Source organism: Paenarthrobacter sp. FR1, assembly GCF_051106045.1.
GTDB classification, from domain to species: domain Bacteria; phylum Actinomycetota; class Actinomycetes; order Actinomycetales; family Micrococcaceae; genus Arthrobacter; species Arthrobacter nitroguajacolicus_A.
This window is the reverse complement of record NZ_JBPFSF010000008.1, coordinates 73956-98141: the sequence shown is the minus strand read 5'-3', so window position 1 is coordinate 98141 and position 24186 is coordinate 73956. Positions and strand designations below refer to the sequence as shown.

General features: G+C 63.9%; 25 protein-coding genes. 9 read left to right on the top strand and 16 right to left on the bottom strand.

Going from position 1 to position 24186, the window contains the following annotated elements; all coding sequences use genetic code 11:
* Positions 1-15 precede the first annotated feature (15 nt).
* The 4 genes from ACR30Z_RS15925 to ACR30Z_RS15910 form a co-directional block, all read right to left on the bottom strand.
* Entirely contained in the window at positions 16-1188 is a 1173-nt protein-coding gene (locus tag ACR30Z_RS15925) for an RNA polymerase sigma factor (RefSeq protein WP_434373513.1), read from the bottom strand.
* A gap of 45 nt (positions 1189-1233) precedes the next feature.
* Complete coding sequence (locus tag ACR30Z_RS15920) at positions 1234-1593, bottom strand: YciI family protein (RefSeq protein WP_434373512.1); 360 nt, start codon at positions 1591-1593, stop codon at positions 1234-1236.
* 130 nt (positions 1594-1723) lie between these two features.
* Positions 1724-2539 (bottom strand): class I SAM-dependent methyltransferase, encoded by an 816-nt coding sequence (locus ACR30Z_RS15915; protein ID WP_434373511.1) that lies wholly within the window; start codon positions 2537-2539, stop codon positions 1724-1726.
* Between the two features lie 29 nt (positions 2540-2568).
* Positions 2569-3105, bottom strand: coding sequence for a MarR family winged helix-turn-helix transcriptional regulator (locus tag ACR30Z_RS15910; RefSeq protein ID WP_434373509.1), 537 nt, complete (start codon positions 3103-3105; stop codon positions 2569-2571).
* Between the two features lie 165 nt (positions 3106-3270).
* Here ACR30Z_RS15910 and ACR30Z_RS15905 point away from each other — a divergent pair, with 165 nt between their 5' ends.
* Positions 3271-5445 (top strand): MMPL family transporter, encoded by a 2175-nt coding sequence (locus ACR30Z_RS15905; protein ID WP_434373507.1) that lies wholly within the window; start codon positions 3271-3273, stop codon positions 5443-5445.
* Between the two features lie 4 nt (positions 5446-5449).
* Here ACR30Z_RS15905 and ACR30Z_RS15900 read toward each other — a convergent pair whose 3' ends face one another.
* The 4 genes from ACR30Z_RS15900 to ACR30Z_RS15885 form a co-directional block, all read right to left on the bottom strand.
* Entirely contained in the window at positions 5450-5959 is a 510-nt protein-coding gene (locus tag ACR30Z_RS15900; protein ID WP_434373505.1) for a GNAT family N-acetyltransferase, read from the bottom strand.
* Positions 5956-6306 (bottom strand): ArsR/SmtB family transcription factor, encoded by a 351-nt coding sequence (locus ACR30Z_RS15895; RefSeq protein WP_144649233.1) that lies wholly within the window; start codon positions 6304-6306, stop codon positions 5956-5958. Before ACR30Z_RS15895 ends, ACR30Z_RS15900 begins: the two co-directional genes overlap by 4 nt.
* A gap of 285 nt (positions 6307-6591) precedes the next feature.
* Positions 6592-7413, bottom strand: coding sequence for a hypothetical protein (locus tag ACR30Z_RS15890; protein ID WP_434373503.1), 822 nt, complete (start codon positions 7411-7413; stop codon positions 6592-6594).
* A 30-nt stretch (positions 7414-7443) separates the two neighbouring features.
* Positions 7444-8199 (bottom strand): aquaporin, encoded by a 756-nt coding sequence (locus ACR30Z_RS15885; RefSeq protein ID WP_434373501.1) that lies wholly within the window; start codon positions 8197-8199, stop codon positions 7444-7446.
* 45 nt (positions 8200-8244) lie between these two features.
* On the opposite strand from ACR30Z_RS15885, the gene ACR30Z_RS15880 reads away from it, so the two are divergent.
* From ACR30Z_RS15880 to ACR30Z_RS15865, 4 genes are all read left to right on the top strand, one after another.
* Positions 8245-8919 carry a helix-turn-helix domain-containing protein gene (locus tag ACR30Z_RS15880; protein ID WP_434373499.1) on the top strand — a complete coding sequence of 225 codons (675 nt, stop codon included), beginning with the start codon at positions 8245-8247 and terminating at the stop codon, positions 8917-8919.
* A 134-nt stretch (positions 8920-9053) separates the two neighbouring features.
* A complete protein-coding gene (locus ACR30Z_RS15875) occupies positions 9054-9476 on the top strand; it encodes an arsenate reductase ArsC (protein WP_144649242.1) in 423 nt (140 codons plus the stop codon).
* Between the two features lie 24 nt (positions 9477-9500).
* The gene (gene trxB, locus ACR30Z_RS15870; protein ID WP_434373496.1) at positions 9501-10478 is read left to right on the top strand and encodes a thioredoxin-disulfide reductase; all 978 of its coding nucleotides are present in this window, start codon (positions 9501-9503) and stop codon (positions 10476-10478) included.
* 30 nt (positions 10479-10508) lie between these two features.
* A complete protein-coding gene (locus tag ACR30Z_RS15865) occupies positions 10509-11885 on the top strand; it encodes an NAD(P)-binding domain-containing protein (protein WP_434373494.1) in 1377 nt (458 codons plus the stop codon).
* Positions 11886-11906: 21 nt separating this feature from the next.
* Here ACR30Z_RS15865 and ACR30Z_RS15860 read toward each other — a convergent pair whose 3' ends face one another.
* Both ACR30Z_RS15860 and ACR30Z_RS15855 read right to left on the bottom strand, forming a co-directional pair.
* Positions 11907-12764, bottom strand: a complete 858-nt coding sequence (locus ACR30Z_RS15860; RefSeq protein ID WP_434373492.1) for a prephenate dehydratase — start codon at positions 12762-12764, stop codon at positions 11907-11909.
* Positions 12765-12908: 144 nt separating this feature from the next.
* Positions 12909-14321, bottom strand: a complete 1413-nt coding sequence (locus ACR30Z_RS15855; RefSeq protein ID WP_434373613.1) for an aldehyde dehydrogenase family protein — start codon at positions 14319-14321, stop codon at positions 12909-12911.
* 161 nt (positions 14322-14482) lie between these two features.
* Between ACR30Z_RS15855 and ACR30Z_RS15850 the strand changes: the two genes are divergently transcribed.
* Positions 14483-15124 (top strand): LysE family translocator, encoded by a 642-nt coding sequence (locus tag ACR30Z_RS15850; protein WP_434373490.1) that lies wholly within the window; start codon positions 14483-14485, stop codon positions 15122-15124.
* 16 nt (positions 15125-15140) lie between these two features.
* Here ACR30Z_RS15850 and ACR30Z_RS15845 read toward each other — a convergent pair whose 3' ends face one another.
* The gene (locus ACR30Z_RS15845) at positions 15141-15731 is read right to left on the bottom strand and encodes a TetR/AcrR family transcriptional regulator (protein WP_144649247.1); all 591 of its coding nucleotides are present in this window, start codon (positions 15729-15731) and stop codon (positions 15141-15143) included.
* A gap of 123 nt (positions 15732-15854) precedes the next feature.
* Between ACR30Z_RS15845 and ACR30Z_RS15840 the strand changes: the two genes are divergently transcribed.
* Together ACR30Z_RS15840 and ACR30Z_RS15835 are read left to right on the top strand one after the other, a co-directional pair.
* A complete protein-coding gene (locus tag ACR30Z_RS15840) occupies positions 15855-17798 on the top strand; it encodes a primary-amine oxidase (RefSeq protein WP_434373488.1) in 1944 nt (647 codons plus the stop codon).
* A gap of 8 nt (positions 17799-17806) precedes the next feature.
* Positions 17807-18244 carry a hypothetical protein gene (locus ACR30Z_RS15835; RefSeq protein WP_434373486.1) on the top strand — a complete coding sequence of 146 codons (438 nt, stop codon included), beginning with the start codon at positions 17807-17809 and terminating at the stop codon, positions 18242-18244.
* A gap of 230 nt (positions 18245-18474) precedes the next feature.
* Here the strand turns inward: ACR30Z_RS15835 and ACR30Z_RS15830 are convergent, their stop codons facing one another.
* Together ACR30Z_RS15830 and ACR30Z_RS15825 are read right to left on the bottom strand one after the other, a co-directional pair.
* On the bottom strand, positions 18475-19374 hold the full coding sequence (locus ACR30Z_RS15830; protein WP_434373484.1) for a sigma-70 family RNA polymerase sigma factor: 900 nt from the start codon (positions 19372-19374) through the stop codon (positions 18475-18477).
* Positions 19375-19391: 17 nt separating this feature from the next.
* Entirely contained in the window at positions 19392-19850 is a 459-nt protein-coding gene (locus ACR30Z_RS15825) for a carboxymuconolactone decarboxylase family protein (RefSeq protein ID WP_434373482.1), read from the bottom strand.
* Positions 19851-19932: 82 nt separating this feature from the next.
* Between ACR30Z_RS15825 and ACR30Z_RS15820 the strand changes: the two genes are divergently transcribed.
* On the top strand, positions 19933-20970 hold the full coding sequence (locus ACR30Z_RS15820) for an alcohol dehydrogenase catalytic domain-containing protein (protein WP_434373480.1): 1038 nt from the start codon (positions 19933-19935) through the stop codon (positions 20968-20970).
* Positions 20971-20976: 6 nt separating this feature from the next.
* On the opposite strand, the gene ACR30Z_RS15815 is transcribed toward ACR30Z_RS15820, so the two are convergent.
* The 3 genes from ACR30Z_RS15815 to ACR30Z_RS15805 all read right to left on the bottom strand — a co-directional run bounded on the left by ACR30Z_RS15815 (position 20977) and on the right by ACR30Z_RS15805 (position 24012).
* On the bottom strand, positions 20977-22212 hold the full coding sequence (locus ACR30Z_RS15815) for a pyridoxal phosphate-dependent aminotransferase (RefSeq protein ID WP_144649253.1): 1236 nt from the start codon (positions 22210-22212) through the stop codon (positions 20977-20979).
* A gap of 48 nt (positions 22213-22260) precedes the next feature.
* Positions 22261-22923 (bottom strand): hypothetical protein, encoded by a 663-nt coding sequence (locus ACR30Z_RS15810; protein ID WP_144649254.1) that lies wholly within the window; start codon positions 22921-22923, stop codon positions 22261-22263.
* 111 nt (positions 22924-23034) lie between these two features.
* On the bottom strand, positions 23035-24012 hold the full coding sequence (locus ACR30Z_RS15805; RefSeq protein ID WP_434373477.1) for a helix-turn-helix domain-containing protein: 978 nt from the start codon (positions 24010-24012) through the stop codon (positions 23035-23037).
* Positions 24013-24186: the final 174 nt, after the last annotated feature.

Genomic DNA, 24186 nt, shown 5'->3' with positions numbered 1-24186 from the left:
TTCGACTATAGGCGCTCATGTGGTGTCCAGCCCCGCCACTTTGCCCATCAAGTACCGCCGCTCCTGCAAACTGGCCGTCTTTTTCGCAGCGGCCAGGTACGCGGCGCGCGCCTCCACATACCGGCCCGCCATTTCCAGCAGGTGGCCCCGCACAACGTCCAAACGGTGTGACCGCGCGAGCGCGGAATCCAACCCGGCCAACAACTCCAGCCCGGCAGCAGGTCCGTGCACCATGGCGACAGCAACTGCCCGGTTCAGCGTCACCACAGGGCCGGGCGCGACGGCCTCAAGAACTGTGTACAGGGCCAGGATCTGCGGCCAATCGGTTTGGGCGTCAGACGCAGCTTCCGCATGCACGGCGGCAATCGCGGCCTGAAGTTGGTACGGCCCAGCCGCGCCACGTCCCAAGACGGAAGAGAGCAGCGCGATGCCCTCGTAGATCTGCCCTCGATTCCACAATCTTCGATCCTGCTCAGCCAGCGGCACCGGCATCCCGTCCGCCAGCGCCCGGGCGGCACGACGGGAATCCGTCAGCAGCATCAGCGCCAGCAGCCCGGCCGCCTCCAGCTCACGTGGCGCGGCAGCCACCACCATGCGCGTCAGTCGGATGGCCTCCGTGGTGAGGTCCTCTCGCTGCAAGGAGGGACCGGAGCTTGCTGCGTAGCCTTCGTTGAAGATCAGGTACAGGACGTGAAGTACGACGCCGAGCCTTGCCTTCTGCTCGGACGCTGGCGGCATGCTGAAGGTGGCTCCGGCCTTTTGGATTCCTTGCTTCGCGCGGCTGATGCGTTGGCCCATGGTCGCCTCGGGGACCAAGAAGGCAGAGGCGATTTCCGCCGTCGTGAGTCCTCCAACCGCGCGCAGCGTTAAAGCGAGTTGCGATGGTGCCGATAGTGCAGGGTGGCAGCAGAGGAACATGAGGGTAAGGGTGTCGTCTGTTTCCGGGACGGCGCTGTACTGAAACTCCATGGCCGCAACGCGTTCCTCCCGTGAGCGTCGGGCGCTTTCGCTTCGCCAGTAATCAACCAGCCGGCGGGACGCGACCGCCATCAGCCAGGCTTTCGGGTCGCGCGGTAACTCGGACGGCCACTGCAGGGCGGCTTCCAAAAGTGCTTCCTGGACGGCGTCCTCGCATGCATCAAATTGGCCGTGGGTGCGTGCCAGCACGCCGAGGACCTGCGGCGCCAAGGTGCGCAGCAGGTCCTCGATTCGTGTGCCCTCCGGGAATGCCAGTCAGACCTCCGGCGGAGCTTCCTGCACGGCGCGGAGCTCCACCACCTGCGCGTACTTCACGATGCTTGAACAGATCTCCACGGCGCGTTCCTCGCTGGCAACATCCACCACCCAGTACCCCACCAGCGACTCCTTGGACTCAGCGAAGGGACCATCAGTGGTGATGACGCCGTCCGGGGTCTGCTTCACCAGCTTTGCTGTGCTGCCATCGGCCAGGCCGGCATTGAAAACCATCTCGCCCGACTCTGTCAGGTCCTTGTCGATCTGGATCATGAACCCGATCATTTCCTGGATCCAGGCGGGGTCGGCGGTTTCCATCATGGCCTCGGCCGATCCGAACATCATGATCATGTATTTCATGTCAAACTCCTTGTGAGGGGGCTCCCTTTGTGGGCGCCTTCACCCATGGGTCGGAACTGCTGCGGCTTTTTCTACATGGTTCGGCAAACTTTTTTTGAGAAGCACGACGGCGGCCCGCCGCCTGGGCTGTTCAGGCGCGGGCAATGACCTCTCCGTTGGGAATGAGGAAGAAGCCGTCCTCGCTGGCTCCCCAGCGATGCCACCCCGCGGCGATCCGGGCGAGGTCGGCCTCGTTGGCGAAACCATACTCAAGGGCTTGCTCGGCGAAGGCTGAGTGCAGCACGCGTTCGCTCCATACCCGGGATTGCCAGGCGCGCTGCTGGGCGGTTGCGTAGAGCCAGTTGCTGCTGGTGGGCGCTACTTGCGTGAATCCTGCTTGCTGGGCCCAGGAAACCAGGCGGCGCCCGGCGTCGGGTTCTGCTCCGTTGCGGCGGGCGATCTTCTGGTACAGCTCCATCCAGTCGTCGAGCTCGGGAACCTCCGGGTACCAGCTCATGCCGTGGAAATCGGCGTCGCGCACAGCAACGATTGCGCCGGGCTTGGCGACGCGGCGCATCTCACGGAGTGCGGCCACGGGGTCGGTCAAATGCTGCAGGACCTGGTGGGCGTGGACGAGGTCGAAGGATTCATCCTCGAAGTCGAGATCGTAGATGTTGCCAGTCTGGAAGGTCACGTTGTCCACGCCACGCTCGGTGGCCAGTTCGGTTGCCTGAGCCACGATATCCGCGGACCGGTCCAGGCCGATCACCTGCGCCGGCGCCACCAGCCCCGCGAAATCGCAGGTGATGCTGCCAGGTCCGCACCCGACGTCGAGCACTGAGGTCCCGGCGGTGAGATGGGGAATCACAAACGCGGCCGAATTCTCGACCGTCCGTGAGGCGTGGGCCCGGACAACCGACTCGTGGTGCCCGTGGGTGTAGACATCTTCAGGCTGCTGCGCGTTCATAGGGAAACGCTACAACTTGGAAGGTGGAATTAGGTGGAACGCGTCCCGTCAGCTTGGGTCGCTTCCTCGCGTGCGGCGAGGGTGGCCTCCACCATGTCAGTCATGAACCGGGTGACGAGCTCCAGTTCCTCGGCACTGTAAGCGGCCATCGCCTTGCCCATGCGGATGGCGAGCGGCATGAACATGGCGCTGCCGTCCCGGTAGGCCTTGGGTGTCATGTGCAGTTGGACCTGGCGCCGGTCCGTACCGAGGCGCTCGCGGACCACGTGTCCGGAAGCGTGCAGCCGATCGACCAATGCCGTGGTGGCAGGGGAGCTAAGCCTGAGTTCGCTGCGGAGCACGCCTGGTGTCACCACCTTGCCCGCTGCGGAGTGGCGCATGATGACGGCGAGCGCGTTGAGATCCGTCCGGTGCATGTCATTCCGGCCGCCCGCGGCGTCCACGTAGTGGTTGGCTTCGAGGGTGAAGTTCTGGAGGAGCCGCACCAATTCCTGCGGAGCGGCGTTTTCGGGACGGCCTGTTTCAGGGTGGTTCGCCTTGGGGCGGGGGTTTGTTGGCTCCGACATGTCCGCCCTCCTGCCAGCGTTGTCTTGTGGTTACTGCCTTCCGGATATTACTCCCAGCGGTCCGGGAATCCGGCATCTGTACGGATCCGGCCTTGGATTAGTTCCATGATAGAGATAATCTATGGTGGAATAAAGCCCTCACACATCCACGGAGAAGAAGGACTCATGAACTCGGAGAAGGTACCGTTCTGGCTGCGCTGGCTGATACCCGTGGTGCTGGTCATCACCTGGCTGGGCATCGCGGGCGTCGGTGGCCCAACATTTGGGCGCCTGGAGGAAGTCTCCTCGAATGACCAGGCTTCCTTCCTCCCCGCTGGCGCCGAAGCCACTGAGGCGGGCGACTGGCAGGCCAAGTTCCGGGATTCCGACGAGATTCCGGCGGTGGTGGTCGTGGAGAACGACGCCGCCTTTACCCAGGCGCAGCTGGGCGAAGCAGCCCAGTTGAAAGCCGACATTGAGGCACTCAAGCTGGGGAGCGCCGTCGTCGGGCCCATCCCGTCCGAAGACGGCAAAGCCGTCCAGTTCATCGTTCCCATGGCGTCCTCCGATGAGCTGCGCGAGAAAGTCCAGGAGCTGCGGGACGTGGTCCAGCCCGGCGCCCCCGATGGCATGCAGGCGTTCGTGACGGGTCCCGCTGGCCTGACCGCCGACCTGGTCAATGCGTTCGGCGGCATCGACGGCATCCTGTTGCTGGTTGCCTTGGGTGCCGTGTTCGTGATCCTGCTGCTGGTTTACCGTTCGGTGGTGCTGCCTATCGCAGTGCTGTTCACCTCGGTGTTTGCTCTCTGCGCCGCCATTTTGCTGGTCTTTGGTATGGCCAAGATGGGCTGGATCCAGCTCAATGGCCAAAGCCAAGGCATCCTCTCCATCCTGGTCATTGGTGCGGCGACCGACTACGCGCTGCTGTACGTGGCGCGGTTCCGTGAGGCGCTGACCCACACCACCAACCGCACCCAGGCCGTTCTCACCGCCTGGAAGGCGTCGTTCGAACCGATCCTCGCCTCAGGTGCGACCGTGATCATCGCCCTGCTCTGCCTGCTTTTCTCCGACCTGAACTCCAACAAGGCGCTCGGTCCCGTCGCGGCTGCTGGCATCCTCTGCTCGCTGTTCGCCGCGCTCACGCTTCTGCCCGCGCTGATGGCGTTACTGGGCCGCGCCGCCTTCTGGCCGTTCCGCCCCAAGCTGCTGCCCGACGACGAACGCGAACCCGAGATTGTTACTGGACTTGAGGGGCAAAAGGGTCTGTGGCGCGCCACGGGTCGCCTGGTCTCCAAGCGGCCCCGGGTTGTGTGGGTCGCTTCCGTCCTGCTGCTGTTGGTGGCGTCCACCGGCATCCTGCAGTTGAAGGCCAACGGCGTCCCGCAAACGGATGTCATCTTGTCCCAATCGGACGCCGTTGACGGCCAGGACGCGCTGGCGCGCCACTTTGACGCCGGCAGCGGCAGCCCCGCCGTCGTGGTCGCCTCCCAAGGTGCCGCGCAGCAGGTCCTGGACAAGGTCAAAGCGGCCGACGGCGTGGGTGAGGCCCACCTGCTGGCTGAAGGGAATGTACCCATCACCGGCGCTCCGGGCACTCCTGCTGATCCGGCAGTCCGCGACGGCAGGGTCCTGATTAACGCGACGCTGAACTCGGCGGCTGACTCGATCGAGGCAGAGGAAGCAGTGAAGTCGCTGCGGGAGGCAGTACGTGACGTGGATTCCGCGGCGTTGGTGGGTGGAGTGACGGCCACTGCGCTGGACACGAACACCACTGCGCAGCGCGACTTGGTGGTCATCATCCCGATTGTGCTGGTGGTCATCCTGTTCATCCTGATGCTCCTGCTGCGATCGGTGGTGGCTCCGGTACTGCTGGTGTTGTCCGTGGTCCTGTCCTATGGGGCAGCGATGGGTGTCTCAGCGTGGGTGTTCAACGGGGTCTTCGGATTCTCCGGGGCTGACGCCACCGTGCCGCTGTTCGGATTCGTGTTCCTGGTGGCGCTCGGTGTTGATTACAACATCTTCCTCATGAGCCGTGTGCGGGAAGAATCCTTGAAGCACGGGACACGTCCGGGAATCCTCCGCGGGTTGGCTGTCACCGGCGGCGTCATCACCTCCGCAGGCGTGGTGCTTGCCGCCACGTTCGCTGCCTTGGGCGTCATCCCCATCATGTTCCTGGTGCAGCTGGCGTTCATTGTGGCGTTCGGCGTGCTGCTGGATACCGTCTTGGTGCGCTCCCTACTGGTCCCAGCGCTCGCCTACGACATCGGCAGCAAGATCTGGTGGCCGGGGAAGCTGGCGCGTGAGTCGTCCACCGGCTCGGTCGGGCCGCGCGAGGAGGAAGAGGCCTCAGTGGGGCGGTAGGCCGTCAATCAATGATGGGCGAGCGGCGCTCCAGCAGCAGGGTGTCGCGCCACTGTCCGGCGGCGGGTCCGATGCTCACGCGAGCAATACGGTCCCGCCGCCCGACGATTGCGAAGCCGTGGGCCCGGTGCAACCGGATGCTGGCCTCGTTTTCGGGGAAAATGCTGGACTGGATGGTCCAAATTCCCTTCTTCTCGGTAGAGGCAGCGAGGGCTTTCAGGAGCCGGGCGCCGATGCCTTGTCCTCGCGCTGCACCGGCAACGTAGATGGAATGCTCAACCACGCCCGCGTAGGCCGGACGCGACGAAACCGGGGAGACGGCAGTCCAGCCCAGGATACGGCCTGTTTCGTCGACCGCCACCAGACGATGGTCCGGCAGCCTGGAGTTGTTGAAGGCATCCCATTCCGGGGCTTTTGTCTCGAAGGTGGCGTAGCCGGTGTCGATGCCTTCCTGGAAGATCTCCCTCACGGCCGGCCAATCCCCAGGCCGCATGCCCCTGAGCGACACCGTCACAGCTTGGCCAGGATGGCGGCTACATCATCCAGGGCTCCGGGAACCAAGGAGTAGTAGGCCCACGTTCCGCGCTTCTCCCGGTGCAGCAGCCCTGCGTCAACAAGGATTTTCAGGTGGTGCGACACGGTGGGCTGGCCCAGTCCCAGAGGTTCCGTGAGGTCGCAGACACACGATTCGCCGGAGGGTTCCGCCTTGACGATGGAGAGGAGCCGTAGCCGGTTGGGATCAGCGAGGGCCTTGAAAACCAAAGCCTTCCGCTTTGCTGCTTCGGCACCCAAGGCCGGCCTGCCCGTCGGGGTGCAGCGGTCCGGGGGCGTGGCGGGCTCGAGGGTGGGCAGTGCGGTCATGTATTTATTATGCCCGAACATTGACATTCATCAATATATCTCAGCGTGCTACGCGGTGAGCGAGGGAACACCCAGCCCACTGCAGATATCGGCGGGGCCGGGATGACGGCTACTCGTCCGTCTACGACGCACGCGGTGAGGAAAGGAATGAAGTTCCCGAAGGTCCTGATATTGGGATCGTCGTAAAGTGGTTTCCCGTTCTGGTCCTTGCCTGATCCCGGGACGGAGGTGCGCTCGGACAGTTCGCCCGGGGGCTGGGAGACGAAACCGTCGGGCACAGCCGGGTCAACGGCGCTCCGTGGGTACCTCACCCTGCTTTTGCTTCTGATTCAGTTCGTCCTGCGAGCGCCGTACGGTTCTAACTTTTCGTTTCGGCAAAGCCTGCCCGTTGAACGGTGGTCTGGGTTCGCCAACCTTGGGGCCACTCCAGTGCCGCCCACCCAGCAAGATGCCGGCGAGGGTGCCGTACGCCCACGCAAACGGAAGGGCCTGCTGCCCGGTATTGCCGCCCACGAAAATCAGTAGCAAGAACTCCACGGGTATCACCAAAAGGAGCACGTTCCTGGTCCGAAGCGATGGTGGAAAGCGGAACAAAGCCCATCCAGCTATCAAGGCGCCCGCTAACACGGCGCCGACTGGCGCCGTCGGCGTTTGAGGGGAGAGGTGGGCGATGCCAATTCCCATCAGGACGACAGCGCAGGCAGCGTTGATCAACGCAAGGTGCCAGCCGCCTGTGAATCCCTCGCCGTTGCGTTCACGCTTCCGGCGAACTTCGGAGCCGGGGCGCTTCCCTGACCATGTGTACCCACCGGCGATTGCTCCTGCGATGAACCCCAGGAGCCATGCGGCGGCTACCGGGACTCCCAGCTGGTCCTGTATCGATAGCAAAGAGTAGAGGATCAGGAGTACAGCGAAGTGCATGACTGTGGACGCGCGAGCCGAGCGCGATACTACGCGGAAAAGAAGGAACGCGTAGACGACTGCCAGGGCAAAGAACAGCGATGCCGCAAGCAATACGCTGTGGGCCATCCACACAAAGACAGCCGTGATGACCGCGATCAATCCGCCGTAAAAGATTTGCGCGGACCACTGGTTCAACTTCCTCACTTACCCTTTACCCCCGGGTATAAGGGTAGGTCACGCATGCTTGTCCGTAGCGCGGGGCGCGACGACGTCGTCAGCGGCCCGTGAGCCCGCGGAGACCTGTGAGCCCATGGGGAAAAGTAGCAGCAGAAGGCCGAGCCCAAGGGCCGCGCCCATCAGTTGGGCCAGGAAAAAACCCGGAGTGGAGCTGGGGGCGATTCCAGCGAACGTGTCGCTGAAGATTCGTCCCACGGTCACGGCCGGGTTCGCGAAGGACGTCGAGGACGTGAACCAATACGCCGCACCGATGTAGGCGCCGACGGCAGGGGCAGCCAGAGCGCCCCGCCTGGTGGCAGCAAGGGAGAAGACCAGGAGAACCAGTCCGGCTGTTGCCACAACTTCACCCAACAGGTGGCCGGGGGTGGCGCGTTCCTTGCCGGAGATCGAGGTTCCAACCTCAAACATGGTATTCGCTAGCACACTGCCGCCGATTGCCCCAGCAGTCTGCGCCACAACATATGTGCAAAGTTCCGTCGGCGAGAGTCCACTGCCGTTCCGCCTCCCCAGGACCCAGTCAACCAGTGAGATGACCGGGTTGAAGTGGGCCCCGCTGACTGGTCCGAAGATCACTATGAGGACCGTCAAGCCCAGCACGGTGGCGGTGCTGTTCTGCAGCAATTGCAGGCCGACGTCATTCGGGGAGAGTTGCTGCGCTGCAATGCCGGAGCCGACAACGATGGCAACCAGCAGGCAGGTGCCCAAGGCTTCGGCGAGCGCGCGACGCCACAGGAGAGGCGGGTGTGAAGTCATGCCAATAGCTTGACCGATGAAACTACTTCAGTCAAAATTGAATCAATGACTATTGAGCAAAACTCCAGCCTTTTGGAGAGGGCTGCCAAATATGCGGCCCTCGCCGATCCCGCGCGTCTGCGCATCGTGGACCTGCTGACCCTGGGAGACCTGTCCCCCACGGAGTTGCAGTCAGAGTTGGGCATGCCTGCAAATCTGCTGTCTCACCACCTGCGGTCCATGGAGGATGCGGGGCTCGCGGTCCGGCATCGCTCGGAGGCTGACAAGCGGCGTAGCTACGTTCGACTGGCGCCCGGTGCGCTGGAAGGCCTTATTCCGGGGCACCAGCACGGCGCGCGTCGGGTCCTGTTTGTGTGCACACGCAACAGCGCTCGCTCGCAACTGGCAACTGCGTTGTGGCGAACAGCCAGTGACATCCCGTCGGCGTCGGCCGGAACCCATCCCGCAGAACGTGTAGCGCCGGGGGCTGTGGACGTTGCATTCCGCCATGGCCTGGACCTTGGGGGTTCCAAGCCCCAGCGGCTGGACCAGGTAGCGCGTGATGAAGATCTGGTGATTACCGTCTGCGATAACGCCCATGAGGAACTGCCGGGGTTGCGTGGCATCCACTGGTCCATTCCGGACCCGGTGCGCCTCGACAATGAGAAAGCATTCGAGGATGCCTTCGCCGACATCTCGCGCCGCGTCAACGACTTGGCCCCCAGGTTGCTTGCAGCGTAGTCCCTCAAAAATCGAATATTGACAATCATCAATTTATTGACCGATACTCAATGCATCGATAGATATCAATATCATCGCGGCATTGGTGCGGAACGACCCCAACCAGACCAACCCACTCGATACAGGAGAACCCCGTGAGCACCGAAACCGCCAAGAAACCGTCCGTTCTCTTTGTCTGCGTTCACAATGCGGGGCGCTCGCAGATGGCCGCGGCTTTCCTCACCACCCTTGCCCAAGGAGCCATCGAGGTCCGCTCCGCCGGTTCTCAGCCGGCCGACAAGGTTAACCCGGCTGCCGTCGAGGCGATGTCCGAACTCGGCATCGACATGTCCGCGGAAATCCCCAAGGTTCTCACCACTGAGGCGGTTAAGGAATCGGACGTGGTCATCACCATGGGCTGCGGTGACGAATGCCCGTACTTCCCCGGCAAGCGCTACGAGGACTGGGTTCTTGAGGACCCTGCCGGGCAGGGTGTGGACGCTGTCCGGCCGATCCGCGACGATATCAAGACCCGCATCGAGGCTCTGATCGCGTCACTGATCCCCGCCGCCAAGTAACCACGACTACCAGGAGCGACTCTCGTGAGCAACGAACAACTCATCATCATCGGGTCCGGTCCTGCCGGCTACACGGCGGCCATTTATGCCGCCCGCGCGGGCTTGAACCCCTTGGTTCTGGCCGGTTCCGTCACCGCTGGTGGCGCCCTGATGAACACCACGGATGTGGAAAATTTCCCCGGGTTCCCCGGTGGTATTCAAGGCCCCGAGCTCATGGACGGTCTCCAGGAACAGGCAGAAAAGTTCGGCGCCCGCATAGTCTTCGACGACGTCACTGAGGTTGATCTCAAGGGTCACCTGAAGCGTGTTGTCACCGGAGCCGGTGAGACCCACGAGGCAACTGCCGTTATTCTCGCCACTGGCTCGGCCTACAAAGAGCTGGGCCTGCCGGAAGAGAAGAAGCTGAGTGGTCACGGAGTGTCCTGGTGCGCCACGTGCGATGGTTTCTTCTTCCGCGAGCAGGACATCATTGTTGTCGGCGGCGGCGACTCAGCCATGGAAGAAGCCACCTTCCTCACGCGCTTTGGTAAGTCCGTCACGGTAGTGGTCCGGAAGGGAGAATTGCGGGCTTCCCGGATCATGGCCCAGCGCGCCAAGGACAATCCCAAGATCACGTTTGCCTGGAATTCCGCTATTACGGCCATCCACGGGGACACCAAGGTCACGGGCGTGACGCTCAAGGACACGCGAACCGGTGAGACCCGTGAGCAGGCTGCAACCGGAATCTTCGTAGCCATCGGTCACCTGCCGCGGACCGAACTGGTTGAAGGACAGGTGGACCTCGACGCCGAGGGCTACATCAAGGTGGATTCACCCACCACCTGCACCAATCTCTCCGGCGTTTTCGCGTGCGGCGACGCCGTGGATCACCGCTACCGACAAGCCATCACAGCGGCCGGCACTGGATGTTCGGCGGCACTGGACGCCGAGCGCTACCTTGCCGCCTTGGACGACGCTGACAGCATCGCCACGGCACTGGTCGAAGAGCCCACGCACTTCTGAGCAAATCCCCTACGGAGGTACGAGTAACCCATGGATGAGAACCTTCCTGTCGCCGTAATCGGCGCCGGCCCTATCGGTTTGGCTGCAGCGGCCCACCTGCTCGAGCGAGGCCTGGTGCCGATGATTTTTGAGGCCGGGCCCTCAGCGGGCGCCGCCATTGAGCAGTGGCGGCACATCCGCTTGTTCTCCCCGTGGCGGTTCAATCTCGACGCAGCGGCAGTACGGTTGCTGGAGCCCACGGGCTGGGAGTCGCCTCGGCTGACCGCCCTGCCATATGGCGGAGAACTCGTCGACAACTACCTGGCACCGTTGGCTGCGACCCCGGAGATCGCCGCCCGGCTCCAGACAGGATCCAAGGTCGTGGCGGTCACCCGTAAGGGCATGGACAAAACCCACGTGCGTGACCGCGATGCTACCCCCTTCACCGTGCGCGTTGAACACACTTCGGGGGAGGTGCGCGACTACACCGTGTCAGCAGTCATCGACGCCTCTGGCACGTGGTCCACGCGCAATCCGTTGGGAACTTCGGGGTTGCCGGCCATTGGTGAGGACCGTGCGGCGGTCCGGATCTCCTCGCCGCTGCCGGATGTTTCCGGCCGCGACCGAGGCTCCTTCGCCGGACGGCGCGTCCTGGTAGTCGGAGCGGGCCACTCTGCAGCCAACACCCTGATCAACCTCGCTGACCTGGCAAAGGAAGAGCCGGAGACAGGCATTCTTTGGGCGGTGCGGGGAGCCTCAGCAGAGAAGGTGTACGGCGGCGGCGATGCCGATGGATTACCGGCGCGTGGACAGCTTGGCGCTCGACTTCGCCGCTTGGTGGAGTCGGGCAGGATCGAGTTGCACACGAGCTTCGGTATCAGTTCGTTCACTGATTCGGAGCACGGCTTGACAGTAACGTCAGGCGATGGACGCGCCCTGGTGACGGACGTCGTCGTGCCTTGTACGGGGTTCCGCCCTGATCTGGACATGCTCCGGGAACTGCGCCTGAACCTGGACCCTGCTGTTGAAGCGCCCACGGAGCTGGGGCCGCTCATTGACCCCGAGTTCCATTCCTGCGGGACCGTCCCACCACACGGCGCCAAGGTACTCGCCCACCCGGAGAAAGACTTCTACATCGTTGGCATGAAGTCCTACGGACGCGCTCCAACGTTCTTGCTGGCCACCGGTTATGAGCAGGTTCGCTCTGTAGTTGCTGCACTGGCTGGAGATCAGGTGGCGGCTGACACGGTGCACCTGGAGCTACCGGAAACCGGTGTCTGCTCATCCGACGCTGGTACCAGTTGCGACGTTCCTGCCGCCTCATCTGCGACTGAAGAGATCAAGGAGGCCAGCGGCTGCTGCGGCACCCCTGAACCTGTATTGATCGGTATCCCCACCGGGCTGGCCCACGGCCGTTCCGGCGGATAACTGCCTCGACCAAGGGCTGAGTCAGGCGCTGACGGTATTTCGCTCGCGGTACCCGTCAGCGGCGTAAACACCGAGGACCCGGACCTCAGTGGTGAAGAACTCCAACTCTTCCAATGCCCGGCGGAGCCGGGCATCCTCCGGGTGCCCTTCGACGTCCGAGAGGAACATGGTGGCAGCGAACTCGTCGCCCACCATGTAGCTCTCCAAGCGGGTCATATTGAGGCCGTTGGTCGCGAAGCCGCCCAGTGCCTTGTAAAGGGCTGAAGGAACGTTGCGGACGCGGAACACGAAGCTGGTGATCGCGGGACCCGGTAGTTCTGCCTTCGTGGGGAGCTCGCGTTCACGGGCCAAAACAACAAAACGGGTGGTGTTGGTGGGGTCATCTTCGACGCCGGAGGCCAAGACGTCCAGCCCGTACAGTTGGGCGGCGAGCGGCGGAGCGAGAGACAGCTTTCGGGGATCGTTCCAATCCCTGACTTCACGGGCTGATCCCGCTGTGTCGCCAGCAATAACAGGCTTGAGCCCGGCTTCGCGGATGATCCTGCGGCACTGACCCAGCGCATGGATGTGGCTGTGGACCTCTGTTGCGCCTTCGATGGTGCTGCCCGGAATCCCCAGGAGGTCGAAGCGGATGGGCAGGAAGTACTCGCCCACGATCTGAAGCTTGGACTGGGGCAGAAGGACGTGGATGTCGGCCACTCGTCCGGCGATGGAGTTCTCAATCGGGATCATGGCCAGATCGACTTCGCCCGAGGCTACCAATTCAAAGGCGTCCTCAAAGCTCGCGCACGGAACGCTTTCGAGTTCGGGGAACATTTCCTTGCACGCGAGATCCGAATTGGCTCCCGGCTCACCTTGGTACGCAATCTTCTGGGGCATGGTGCTCATAGTTACACGCCGAACCCTCGGCAACCCAACCGCGTCCACCCTGTGGCTGGAAAGCCAACTGACTGGCATTAGTGGTTGGAATGAGGACTCATAGCAACCACTAATGCCAGTCAGTTGGGGGGGAAACAAAAAGTGCTAGCCGTTGATGATCTGCGGGACGCCGAGTGCCTTGAGGCCTTCGGCGCCGAATTCCAGGCCGTAGCCGGACTGCTTCGCGCCACCGAACGGGATGCGCGGGTCCACGGCGCCGTGCTTGTTGATCCACACGGTGCCGGCCTGGATCCGTGAGGCGACTTCCCGTGCGGCACCCACGTCGGAGGACCACACCGAGGCGCCCAGGCCGACGTCGAGCGCGTTCGCCTTGGCCACCGCCTCGTCAACGGTGCTGTACTTGATGATCGGCAGTGCGGGTCCGAACTGTTCTTCGGCCACCAGCGGGTTGTCGTTGTCGATGTCCGCCACCAGCGTGGTGGGGTAGAAGTTGCCGGGCTGCTCGGCGTCCGGGTTGCCGCCGATCAGCACGCGGGCACCCGAAGCCTTAGCGGCGTCCACGAGTCGGGCCACGATGTCGTACTGCTGCCTGTTCTGCAGCGGGCCCAGAACGTTGTTCTCATCCAGGCCGTTACCCATGGGCATTGCAGCAGCAACAGCAGTGAGCTCTGAACACACGGCGTCGTACTGCGACTCGTGGACGTACAGGCGCTTCAGGGCGGCGCAGGTCTGGCCGGTGTTGATGAACGCCCCCCAGAACAGGCCCTCGGCGATGGCCTTGGGGTCGGAGTCCGGCAGGACGATACCGGCGTCATTGCCACCGAGTTCCAATGTGAGCCGCTTGACGGTATCGGCCGACGAACGGATGATCGCCTTGCCCGTGGCGGTGGAGCCAGTGAACATGACCTTGCCAATGGCGTCGTGCGAGGCCAGCGCTTCGCCGACCTCGCGGCCGCCGGAGACCACGGACAGCAGACCTTCGGGCAGCTCTTCGTTGATGATCGAAGCCAGTGCCAGTACGGACAACGGAGTGTATTCGGACGGCTTGACCACCACGGCGTTGCCCATGCGCAGGGCCGGGGCGATCTGCCAGACCGTGATCATCATGGGCCAGTTCCACGGCCCAATGGCACCCACGACGCCGATGGGCCGGTAGTGCAGCTCGGCACGGGTTTCGCCGTCGTCCACCACAGTCTCGGGATCCAGAGGCGTGGCGGCGGTGGCGCGGAGCCAAGCGGCGCAGGCACCGACTTCGAAGCGCGCGTTCGGGCCGTTCAGCGGCTTGCCTTGCTCGCGGGAGAGCAGCTGGGCGAGTTCTTCAGCGGAACGTTCGACGGCGTCGGCGGCCTTCATGAGTGCAGCGGACCTGGCGTCGTGGCCCAAGGCAGCCCACGCAGGTTGCGCGGAAGCGGCGGCGGTGATGGCGGCTTCGAGGTCCTCGACGGTGTGAACTGGTGCTTCGCCAACAGCCTCGCCCGTCGCCGGGTCAAGGATGGTGCGGCTGTTCTGGCCGGGGGCTGGGGTGATCGAGGCCAGCAGGGCGTCGTAAGTCTCCATTGGTACTCCGCTCGGGTAGTAAGTCTTGGCGGCCAGTAAGGCGCGCGGCGATATTCCCAGTGTGGTCGGCGTCACGCGGCTGGGCCTTGTCTATGCACGAACAGCCCTTGACGGGAAGTGAACGCTTTCAGTTACGACGGTCCTGCTTGATAATCGACCTTGTGACTCTTGCTTCCCTCGCAGCCTTCGCTGGCCTCTGCCTGGTCCTGTCCGTAACGCCCGGACCGGACACGTTCCTTGTCCTGCGCATCGCGTTGAACCGTCCCAGTGCCGGTATTGCGGCTGCCGCGGGATCTGCCGTGGGCGCCATTGCTTGGGCTGGACTGGTGGGCGTTGGACTCGCCGCCATCTTGGAGCAGTCCGCGGAATTGTTCCGCTGGGTCAAGATTGCAGGCGGCCTGTACCTGCTGTATCTGGGGGTGTCGTCGTTCATCAAATCCCGCAAGGCGGCCAAGTCAGCTGCCGGCGGTGAGGGCGCCAATGAGCCACTTCCGTACAGCCGACTCTCGGCCTTGGGCGCCGGAGCCTTGTCCACCCTCCTCAATCCGAAGGTTGGCCTCTTTTACCTGGCCGTGGTCCCTCAGTTCATCCCGCACGGCGGCGACACCATGGGCACCTCGCTCATTCTGGGCGTGGTGGTGGCCGTCATCGCCTTCGCGTATCTCTCGATTATCGCCGTGGTGGCGTTCAAAGCGATGCGATGGCTCAAGCGGCCCAAGGTGGGCACCGTCGTCGAGCGTGTCAGCAGCGGCGTGATTGCCGGGCTGGGCGTCGGCGTGGTGGCATCGGGCGCCACGAGCTAATGGCGCCGCCTGCTGCCTACGGCGCCAGCAGTGCCAGGTAATTGTCCAACTGCCCCTCGAGGTCCAGCGAGAAGTGCTCGTTGGGGGACAGCGCGGCCACGATCTGTGCGCCCAGCATCATGTTGAGCAGGTGATCGGCGACGGCGGCGTCCCCGATGGGGGTGGCGATCTCACCGGCCGCCCGGGCTGCTGCGCAGTGGGCCGTGATGGTGGTGTGCCACTGGCTCATGGACTCGCTGTGGAGGGCGGCCATGTCGGCGTCGTTGAGTGCCTTCTGCCAGAACGGGATCACGATGCGGGCTTCGTTGACGCGTTCCTCATCCAGGGGCAGGACTTCGGCGCAGAATGCGCGGAGGGCCGCCACCCCTGAGAGTCCGTCGGTTATGGTGGCGATGCGTTGGTTGGTGCGGTTGAAGACGTGCCCGAAAGCCGACGTCAGCAGCAGGTCCTTGGTGGGGAAGTAGGGCTTGAGGGCGCCGTTGGCGAAGCCAGCTTCCTCGGCTATCTCCCGCATGGTGGCGCCTTCCATGCCGAGCCTTGCGATGATCCGCCACGTTGCATCCACCAGTTCGAGGCGTCGTTGATCGTGGTCCACAATCTTTGGCACTGGCTGGGCTCCCGGAAAAATAATTGGCGGAAAGGTCTTGTGACCCATCTTACGTTTTGGTTATTCTCTACACCTATAGAAAATAAACCCCGACCCATCATAGGTCCCGGACAAGAGGCAGCCATGACGCCCACAGCAACTGAGACAGCCACCCAGTACCGCCTGGCCACGGGCACCGAGATCTCCGAGGTCCAGGCAATCCTGCAGGCCGCCGGACACCTCGGTTCCGAAAAGCGGATCGCCTACCTGGGGTTGGTGGATCCTTCCCGTGGGCAGGCAGAGGCAGACCGCCGATTCCGGGTGTTCATCCACGACATCTCCGGCGGAGCACCCACGGACGTCCTGGTTTCGGTGACCCGCGGCGAAATCCTCACTGCCAAGGAACTGGACACCAAGGTCTCCGGCGAACTCCCCGTGCTGGAGGAAGAGTTTGAGGTAGTGGAAACGCTCCTCGCCACAGATGAACGCTGGCTGGCAGCCCTCGCCGCCCGGAACCTGGACGTGGAAAAGGTCCGCGTCGCTCCGTTGTCCGCCGGCGTCTTTGAATACGACGACGAACGCGGCCGTCGCATCCTCCGCGGCCTGGCCTTCGTACAGGACTTCCCCGAGGACAGCGCCTGGGCCCACCCGGTGGATGGTTTGGTGGCGTACGTGGACGTGGTCAACAAGGAAGTCACCCAGGTCATCGACCTCGGCGCCATGCCCATCCCTGCAGAACACGGAAACTACACGGATCCTGAACTGACCGGCCCGCTCCGGGAAACCCAGAAACCCATCAGCATCACCCAGCCCGAAGGTCCAAGCTTCACCGTCACGGGCGGCAACCATGTCGAGTGGGAAAAGTGGAGCGTGGACGTCGGCTTCGATGTCCGCGAAGGAGTTGTCCTCCACAACCTTGCCTTTCAGGACGGCGAGAAGAAGCGGCCCATCATCAACCGCGCCTCCATCGCCGAGATGGTGGTTCCCTACGGCGACCCTTCGCCTATCCGGTCGTGGCAGAACTACTTCGATACCGGCGAATACCTGGTGGGCCAGTACGCCAACTCGCTGGAACTCGGTTGCGACTGCCTGGGTGACATCACCTACCTCAGCCCGGTCATCAGTGACGCCTTCGGCAACCCCCGCGAGATCCGCAACGGCATCTGCATGCACGAGGAAGACTGGGGCATCCTGTCCAAGCACTCCGACCTCTGGACCGGCATCAACTACACCCGCCGCAACCGCCGCCTGGTGATCTCCTTCTTCACCACCATCGGCAACTACGACTACGGCTTCTACTGGTACCTCTACCTGGACGGCACCATCGAGTTCGAAGCCAAAGCCACCGGCGTCGTGTTCACCAGTGCCTTCCCGGAAGGCGGCTCGGACAACATTTCCCAGCTGGCCCCCGGCCTCGGCGCACCGTTCCATCAGCACCTCTTCAGCGCCCGCCTGGACATGGCCATCGACGGTTTCACCAACCGCGTGGAGGAAGAAGACGTGATCCGCCAGGCCATGGGCGAAGGCAACGAGCGCGGCAACGCGTTCTCCCGGAAGCGCACGCTCCTGACCAAAGAATCCCAGGCCGTCCGCGAAGCCGATGCCCGCAGTGGCCGTACCTGGATCATCTCCAACCCGGAGTCCAAGAACCGTCTCGGTGAACCGGTCGGCTACAAGCTCCACTCCGAGAACCAGCCCACGCTGCTGGCCGATCCCGGCTCCTCCATCGCCAAGCGCGCGGCCTTCGCCACCAAGGACGTATGGGTCACCCGCTACGCCGACGAGGAGCGCTACCCGACGGGCGACTTCGTGAACCAGCACTCAGGCGGCGCCGGCCTCCCGGCCTACGTTGCCCAGGACCGTGACATCGACGGCCAGGACATCGTCCTCTGGCACACCTTCGGCCTCACGCACTTCCCGCGCGTGGAGGACTGGCCCATCATGCCTGTGGACACCGTTGGCTTCAAGCTCCGACCGGAAGGCTTCTTCGACCGCAGCCCTGTCCTGGATGTGCCGGCCAACACCTCAGGCTCAAGCTGCCACAGCGCAGCCGGTGATTCCGGCGAACCCGCCGGGCACTGCCACTAACCGGGACCATGACAACCACTGCAGGGCGGGTCCGTTCACGCGGGCCCGTCCTCCATCCCCGCTTCTGTGCAGCGCTGACAGCGGTCTCCTGCGCCGTGCATCTCTGGCTCGCGGCTTCGGGACACCACGACGCCTGGCTGGGCATCCTCATGATCGGCCTGGCCGCTGTCTGCATTCCGTGCACAGTCCACATCTGGCGGCACAGCAGGGTGGGCGCGCTCCATCAAGTGACCATCTCCGCCGTCGCCATGGTGGGACTACACGCCGTCCTACTGCTGGGAGCGGGCGGTTCCGGACACGCGCACGGTGGGGGACCGGCGTCGAACGCTGTTGCTTCATACGGCGCCGCGCAACTGTTGCTGGTCATCGGGCTGGAAATCACGACGGCGTTGCTCGCCGCGACGCTGGTGGCGCGCCTCCGGCATCGAACGGCTGTAGCGTCCTGACCCTCTTTGCGGCCAGAAGCACGGAACCCCAACCCTAAAAAGCTGATTCTCCGCCGCCCTAGGGTAAAAGAAGGTCGGGAAGCAACAGACTCACGAAAATTCGGCAGGAGCATTGAGTTCCAGATCGGAGCAGCATCCGCGTGCTTCACCGCTGTCACCGCGTTCGGGCTGGCGGCTGGCGTTCGGCTGTTGCCGCGACGGACCGCAGCATGGTGAAATCGTGAGCCGGGCTACGTAAGCTGCGAAAGCCGCGTCAGCTTGTCCGGATTGGACAGTTGCCGGAGCCCGCGGATGCTCCCGTCGGGACCCGCATCCACTTCGAGAACGTCGGAACGGCCGTGGTGCCTGAGCACCAAAGCCGCTCCGCCGTTGATCCCAATGACCCATGCCCGGACAGGCTCCACGGGATCGAAAACAACCGCTTTGCCCAGGATGCCCGCAAAAAAGCGTGCGATCCTCGCCGACCCGAACAAGGGGTTCATGGCGCTCTTGACCTTGCCGCCGCCGTCGGCCCACAGCACCGCGTCCCGGTGGAGCATCGCCACAACCGTGCCGATCTCGCCCTGTTCGATGGCTTGCACGAGCTTCTCCAGGACGGCACGGTCCTTGGCCCGGGGTGCGGGCGCATTGGGGTCGATGTCCAGGCGGCGTTCGGCACGCGAAATCATCTGGCGCACGGCAGCGGGTGTCTTGTCCAGGATGGCCGCGATTTCCGGAGCGGGCATCCCGAAGGCTCGGTGCAGTACCAGCGCTGCCCGGGCCTCCGGTGCCAGCTGCTCCGCCAGGTGCAACAGGGTCAAGGACAACAATTCCCGGTTGGCCACGGTCTCCTCGGGCAATTGAGCGTTGTCCACAGGCTCGGGCAACCACGGCCCTGCATAGTCCTCCCGCGCCGCAGCGAGCTGGCGCACCCGGTCGATGGAGCGGCGCACGCACACCGTCGTCAGCCACGCCGGCCACGAGTCCACGCGGCCCGAGGCGGTGTTCCGTTCCTGGCGCACCGCCTCGATCGCCACCTCGGAGACCACGTCTTCGACGTGGCCGAAGTCGCCCAGCATCCGGTACGCAATCCCCAACAGGCGGTTCCGTTCGCTTTGCCACGCCGTAGTGGCGGAGACTGCAAGGGTCATGCTGCCCACGTTACCTTTCAGACCAGCGGATTCTTCTCATCCACCGGCGGCTCCATCTGTGTGCTGATGGCAATCCGGTTCCACACGTTGATGGTGGAGATCGCCAGGATCAGGCCACCCATCTGGCTGTCGTCGAAATGGGTGGCGGCGGCGTTCCAGATCTCGTCCGTCACCGTTTCCGGCCCCAGTTGGGTCAAGGCGTCGGTCAGGGCGAGCCCAGCCTGCTCACGGGCATCGAAGAACACCTTGGAGTGCTGCCAGGCTGCCACCGCGTGCAGTTTCCGGTCCGGGATACCGCGCTTCCTGCCGTCCGTTGCGTGCATGTCCACGCAGAATCCGCAGCCGTTGAGGATGGAGGCGCGGAGCTTGATCAGCTCGTACAGATCGGGATCGACCGACGTGCGGGCGTAACCTTCCAGGCCAATGACGGCAGCGTAGCCGAGTTTGTTGCTGCGGCCGATGTTGATGCGGGTCATGCTGACTTCCCTTCAGAGTTGGTGCTTACATGAGGAATGTCGGAAGGGGCGCCGGAAGTGTGACAGTTGTTAGAGTCAATCCGTGCGCGCAGTAGTTTTCGACGAAGTCCGGACCCAGCCCGATGTCAGGGAGGTCGCCAAGCCGGTAGCCCCCGTCGGTGGTGTGGTGGTGAAAGTCCTGGCCACAGGCATGTGCCGCAGCGACTGGCACGCCTGGGCCGGCCACGATGACATTGAGATGCCCCACGTTCCGGGCCACGAGCTCGCCGGCGTGATCGACTCTGTCGGGGAAGGCGTCCAGCGCTGGAAGGTCGGCGATCGCGTCACCGTCCCCTTCGTTTGCGGTTGCGGCGCCTGTGAATGGTGCCTGGCCGGCGACGCGCAGGTCTGCCCCGAGCAGCAGCAGCCCGGGTTCACCCACTGGGGATCATTCGCCGAATACGTCGCCTTGCACGCCGCCGACAGCAACCTGGTTGCCATCCCGGAGAGCATCGAATTTACGACGGCGGCAAGCCTCGGCTGCCGCTTCGCCACGGCATACCGTGCCCTGGCAGCCCGTGCCAAGGTGAAAGCCGGCGAATGGGTGACCGTGGTGGGCGCGGGCGGTGTTGGGCTGAGTGCTGTGATGATCGCCAAAGCCATGGGAGCCAAGGTCATTGCCGTGGATCGGAACCCGGACGCCCTGGCCGTGGCCGCACGCTTGGGCGCCGACCACACCGTCCTTGCCGACGGCTCGGACATCCCCGCCGCGGTCAACGTCCTCTCCGGCGGAGGCAGCCACGTGGCGGTTGACGCCGTCGGAAGTGAACAAACCTGTGCCGACGCAATCCTCAGCCTTCGCAGGCGGGGACGGCACGTCCAAATCGGCCTGTTGCCTTCCATTGACGGCAACCCGCAGGTGCCCATGGCCCGCGTGATCGGCTGGGAGCTGGATTTGCTGGGCAGCCATGGCATGGCCGCGGTGGACTACCCGGGAATGATGGCGCTCATTGAACAGGGTGCGCTTCAGCCGCAGCTGCTGATCGAACGCACTATCGGGCTGGGAGACGCTGCTGCACTGTTGCCCGGCTTCGACAAGTCCAACCCGGCAGGCATGACCATGGTGGACCCGGCGCTGTAAGTACCCCTAGTTGGGGGCATCAGTGGGGCGGTTCCGGTACGCGGCCAGGAAATGGTCGATCCGGCGGACGGCTTCCTCGATGTCCTCCACCGCCGGCAGGATCACGAACCGGAAGTGGTCCGGGGTGGGCCAGTTGAAGGCGGTGCCGTGCGAGACCAGGATCTTCTGTTCCTGGAGGAGTTGAAGGACGAACTTCTCGTCGCTCTCAATGGGGTAGATCTCGGGATCCAGCCGCGGGAACAGGTACATCGCACCGGCTGCAGGGACACAGGAAACACCGGGGATGGCCGTCAACAGCTTCCACGCCAGATCCCGTTGCTCCCGGAGGCGGCCGCCGGGGCGGATCAGTGCCTCGATGCTCTGGTAACCGCCAAGGCAGGTTTGAATGGCGTGCTGCGCAGGAACATTGGCGCACAGGCGGAGCGAGGCCAGCAGTTCCAATGACTCCCGGTAGGCTGCCGTCGCCGCCAAGGGCCCGGTCACAGCCACCCATCCCGCCCTGTACCCGGGCATCCGGTAAGCCTTGGACAACCCGCTGAAGGTCAAGACGCAGACGTCGTCGGCCACGCCGGCAGTGTGGATGTGCGGGGCATCGACGTAGCGGATTTTCTCGTAGATCTCATCCGAGAACAGGACGAGGTCATGCTTCCTGGCCAACGCCGCGAACTGCTCCAGGATGTGCCGGGGGTAAACGGCGCCTGTGGGGTTGTTCGGGTTGATGATCACGATGCCCTTGGTGCGCGGGGTGATCTTGGCTTCGACATCCGACATGTCCGGCCACCAGTTCTCTTCCTCGTTGCACAGATAGTGCACCGGGTTGCCGCCGGTGAGCGTCACGGCAGCTGTCCACAAGGGGTAGTCGGGTGCGGGGATGAGGATCTCGTCGCCGTTCTCCATGAACGCTTGCAGGGTCATGGAGATGAGTTCGCTGACGCCGTTGCCAATGAAGACATCTTCGACGCCGATGTTCATCAGTCCGCGGGTCTGGTAGTACTGCGAGATGGCGGTCCGGGCGGAAAAGATGCCCTTGGAATCGCTGTAGCCCTGCGCGCCACGAAGATGATGGATCATATCCACCACCACGGACTCCGGCGCCTCCAACCCGAACGGCGCTGTATCGCCGAGGTTCATCTTGAGGATGCGGTGCCCCTCGGCTTCCATGGCCTTGGCGGCTTGGAGGATGGGCCCACGGAGTTCGTAGCGGACGTTCTGGAGTTTGCTGGAGTGCTGCATCGGACGCATGGTTGATCTTTTCATGGCACTGGCCCGGGCAGGCAACCGGTCCAGATATCAGACCCAGCGAATGATGACTGGAAGGCTGCTGGTCCGCGTCGACATTTCCCGTTCGGTACCGTCCACCGCAACCGCGAAGTGCTGGAGGTCATCAGGGGAGGCCAGGACCTCGAAGTGCCCGGTGGCATCGCTGACCACGGCCGTGGCTGATGAATGGGCGTGGATGTAGGCATCGGGGATGCCCTTGTTGTGGGCGTCCACCAGCCGCCCACGGATTCGCCGGCCCGCTCCGGCCTTGCCGATCACGGGTTCCCGGGCGCGGGGTTCACTGGGTTCTTCGAACGGGAGCGCCACCGGAATGCGGACCAGGAATCCGAGCCCTTGCCGGATGGCGCCGGAGTACTCCTCGGGCCGGAACTCGCCGTTGGATACCACTGAATACTGACTGTGGATTTCAACGGCCAGCAGCAACTGCTCCATGTTGTCCAGTTGTTCCGGGCCGTGGCACTCCACAGCCACCCTCAGCTCGAGATCAAGGACAGGACCCTCCCGCCGCGACCTACCCACGCGATTGAGCGTGACTGCGCGGACGGTGACCGGAGCGTCCGGTGGGGGAACGCCGGCAGTGGGGGACCCGTCGTCGAACCTGACATGCTGGGGAGCGACGGCGTTGGAAAGTACCCCCAGAAGGTCGGACAGCGACGAATGCACATGGCCCACGGCAGAACCCCAGCCGGACAAAGATCCACAACTTCAACTGGAACTAGGCTACTCCCGCAAATCCCCGTAGTCACTGGGATGAGGGGGTAACTCCAATCGATCGGGCACCCTTCACGCCGGCCGGTAGGAGTATCGGTACTCCGACGGTGAGTAGCCGAAGGCACTCTTGAAGGCACGGGAGAAGCTGGAGGCGTCGGTGAAGCCCCAATGCATTCCGACGGCGGACACCGGCCGCATCTGCAGGCGGGGGTCCACGAGGTCGGTCCGGCACTTCTCCAACCGCTGCCGGCGCAGCCAGGCGCTCACGGTGTCGTTGCGCTCTTCGAACAGCTTCTGGAGGTATCGGACGGAGACGTTGTGGGCGGCGGCGATGTCACTGACGGTCAGTTCCGGGTCGCCCAGGCGCGCCACGACGAACGCTTCGATCCGTTCCATGAGCGCGAGTCGCTCCTGGGATAACGGCGACGACGGCGGCACCCGCTCGGCAAAGACAGCGGAGACCAGGTTCATCAAGGCATCCGAAACGGTAGCGGCCTCGGCAACGGACCCTTCGTGCAACTGCTTGGCAACTGCGCCGAGCAGCGCCGATGTCAGCGAGCCCAGTCCTTGGCGTCCGGACACCCTCGATGCCGTGAGCGTGGCGATGCTTTTGCGGTTCAGGTGGAGGGCTTCCGGTGGGAACATGACCACCATCATCCGGAAGGCGTCGTCGAAATAGAGATCGTAGGGGCGTGTGGTGTCGTAGATGGCGAAGTCCCCGGGGGTGAGCGCGGCTTCGCGTCCGTCCTGGGCCACCACCGAGTAACCCCGCAACTGTAGGCCAAGTTTGACCAGTCCGGGATCGTTGGCCTGAATCTCCTTCCGGCCCCGGCTGACATGGCTCGCCGTCCCCGAGACCGCGCTGAGGAACACCGGGCCGACTGTCTGGTTGATGAGTCCGCCGTCGAACTGTTCCGGCTCACGGGCCGCCACGGAGAGCGGCACGAACGCGCTGTTGACCGCTTGGTTCCAGGCATCAAAGCGATCGGTCCTGGCGAGGGCCGTGGTGCTGAATTCTTCTCGTGGTTGCTTGGCGATGGCACCGGTCACGTCGGCTCTCCTTTGAAATGACGCTGCGGAACTTGGTGGCGGCCTCCTTAGTGTCCCACGATTGCGGGCTGCGCCGTGATCCGGATCACAAGCGTGCGGATGGTGCGCAGTGCTGTGCGCGCCGGGTCAAGATTCTCGACGGCGGCCCGCGGCAGACTGCTGGAGAAGCTCACT

Excerpts from the sequence above, each read along its gene's own strand:
- ACR30Z_RS15825 (WP_434373482.1), bottom strand. The coding sequence starts at position 19,850 with ATGACCCGCATCAACATCGGCCGCAGCAACAAACTCGGCTACGCTGCC.
- ACR30Z_RS15860 (WP_434373492.1), bottom strand. The coding sequence starts at position 12,764 with ATGCCCCAGAAGATTGCGTACCAAGGTGAGCCGGGAGCCAATTCGGAT.
- ACR30Z_RS15840 (WP_434373488.1), top strand. The coding sequence starts at position 15,855 with ATGACGCCCACAGCAACTGAGACAGCCACCCAGTACCGCCTGGCCACG.
- ACR30Z_RS15920 (WP_434373512.1), bottom strand. The coding sequence starts at position 1,593 with ATGAAATACATGATCATGATGTTCGGATCGGCCGAGGCCATGATGGAA.
- ACR30Z_RS15895 (WP_144649233.1), bottom strand. The coding sequence starts at position 6,306 with ATGACCGCACTGCCCACCCTCGAGCCCGCCACGCCCCCGGACCGCTGC.
- ACR30Z_RS15865 (WP_434373494.1), top strand. The coding sequence starts at position 10,509 with ATGGATGAGAACCTTCCTGTCGCCGTAATCGGCGCCGGCCCTATCGGT.
- ACR30Z_RS15915 (WP_434373511.1), bottom strand. The coding sequence starts at position 2,539 with ATGAACGCGCAGCAGCCTGAAGATGTCTACACCCACGGGCACCACGAG.
- ACR30Z_RS15905 (WP_434373507.1), top strand. The coding sequence starts at position 3,271 with ATGAACTCGGAGAAGGTACCGTTCTGGCTGCGCTGGCTGATACCCGTG.
- ACR30Z_RS15815 (WP_144649253.1), bottom strand. The coding sequence starts at position 22,212 with ATGCGTCCGATGCAGCACTCCAGCAAACTCCAGAACGTCCGCTACGAA.
- ACR30Z_RS15910 (WP_434373509.1), bottom strand. The coding sequence starts at position 3,105 with ATGTCGGAGCCAACAAACCCCCGCCCCAAGGCGAACCACCCTGAAACA.
- ACR30Z_RS15855 (WP_434373613.1), bottom strand. The coding sequence starts at position 14,321 with ATGGAGACTTACGACGCCCTGCTGGCCTCGATCACCCCAGCCCCCGGC.
- ACR30Z_RS15830 (WP_434373484.1), bottom strand. The coding sequence starts at position 19,374 with ATGACCCTTGCAGTCTCCGCCACTACGGCGTGGCAAAGCGAACGGAAC.
- ACR30Z_RS15880 (WP_434373499.1), top strand. The coding sequence starts at position 8,245 with ATGACTATTGAGCAAAACTCCAGCCTTTTGGAGAGGGCTGCCAAATAT.
- ACR30Z_RS15835 (WP_434373486.1), top strand. The coding sequence starts at position 17,807 with ATGACAACCACTGCAGGGCGGGTCCGTTCACGCGGGCCCGTCCTCCAT.
- ACR30Z_RS15885 (WP_434373501.1), bottom strand. The coding sequence starts at position 8,199 with ATGACTTCACACCCGCCTCTCCTGTGGCGTCGCGCGCTCGCCGAAGCC.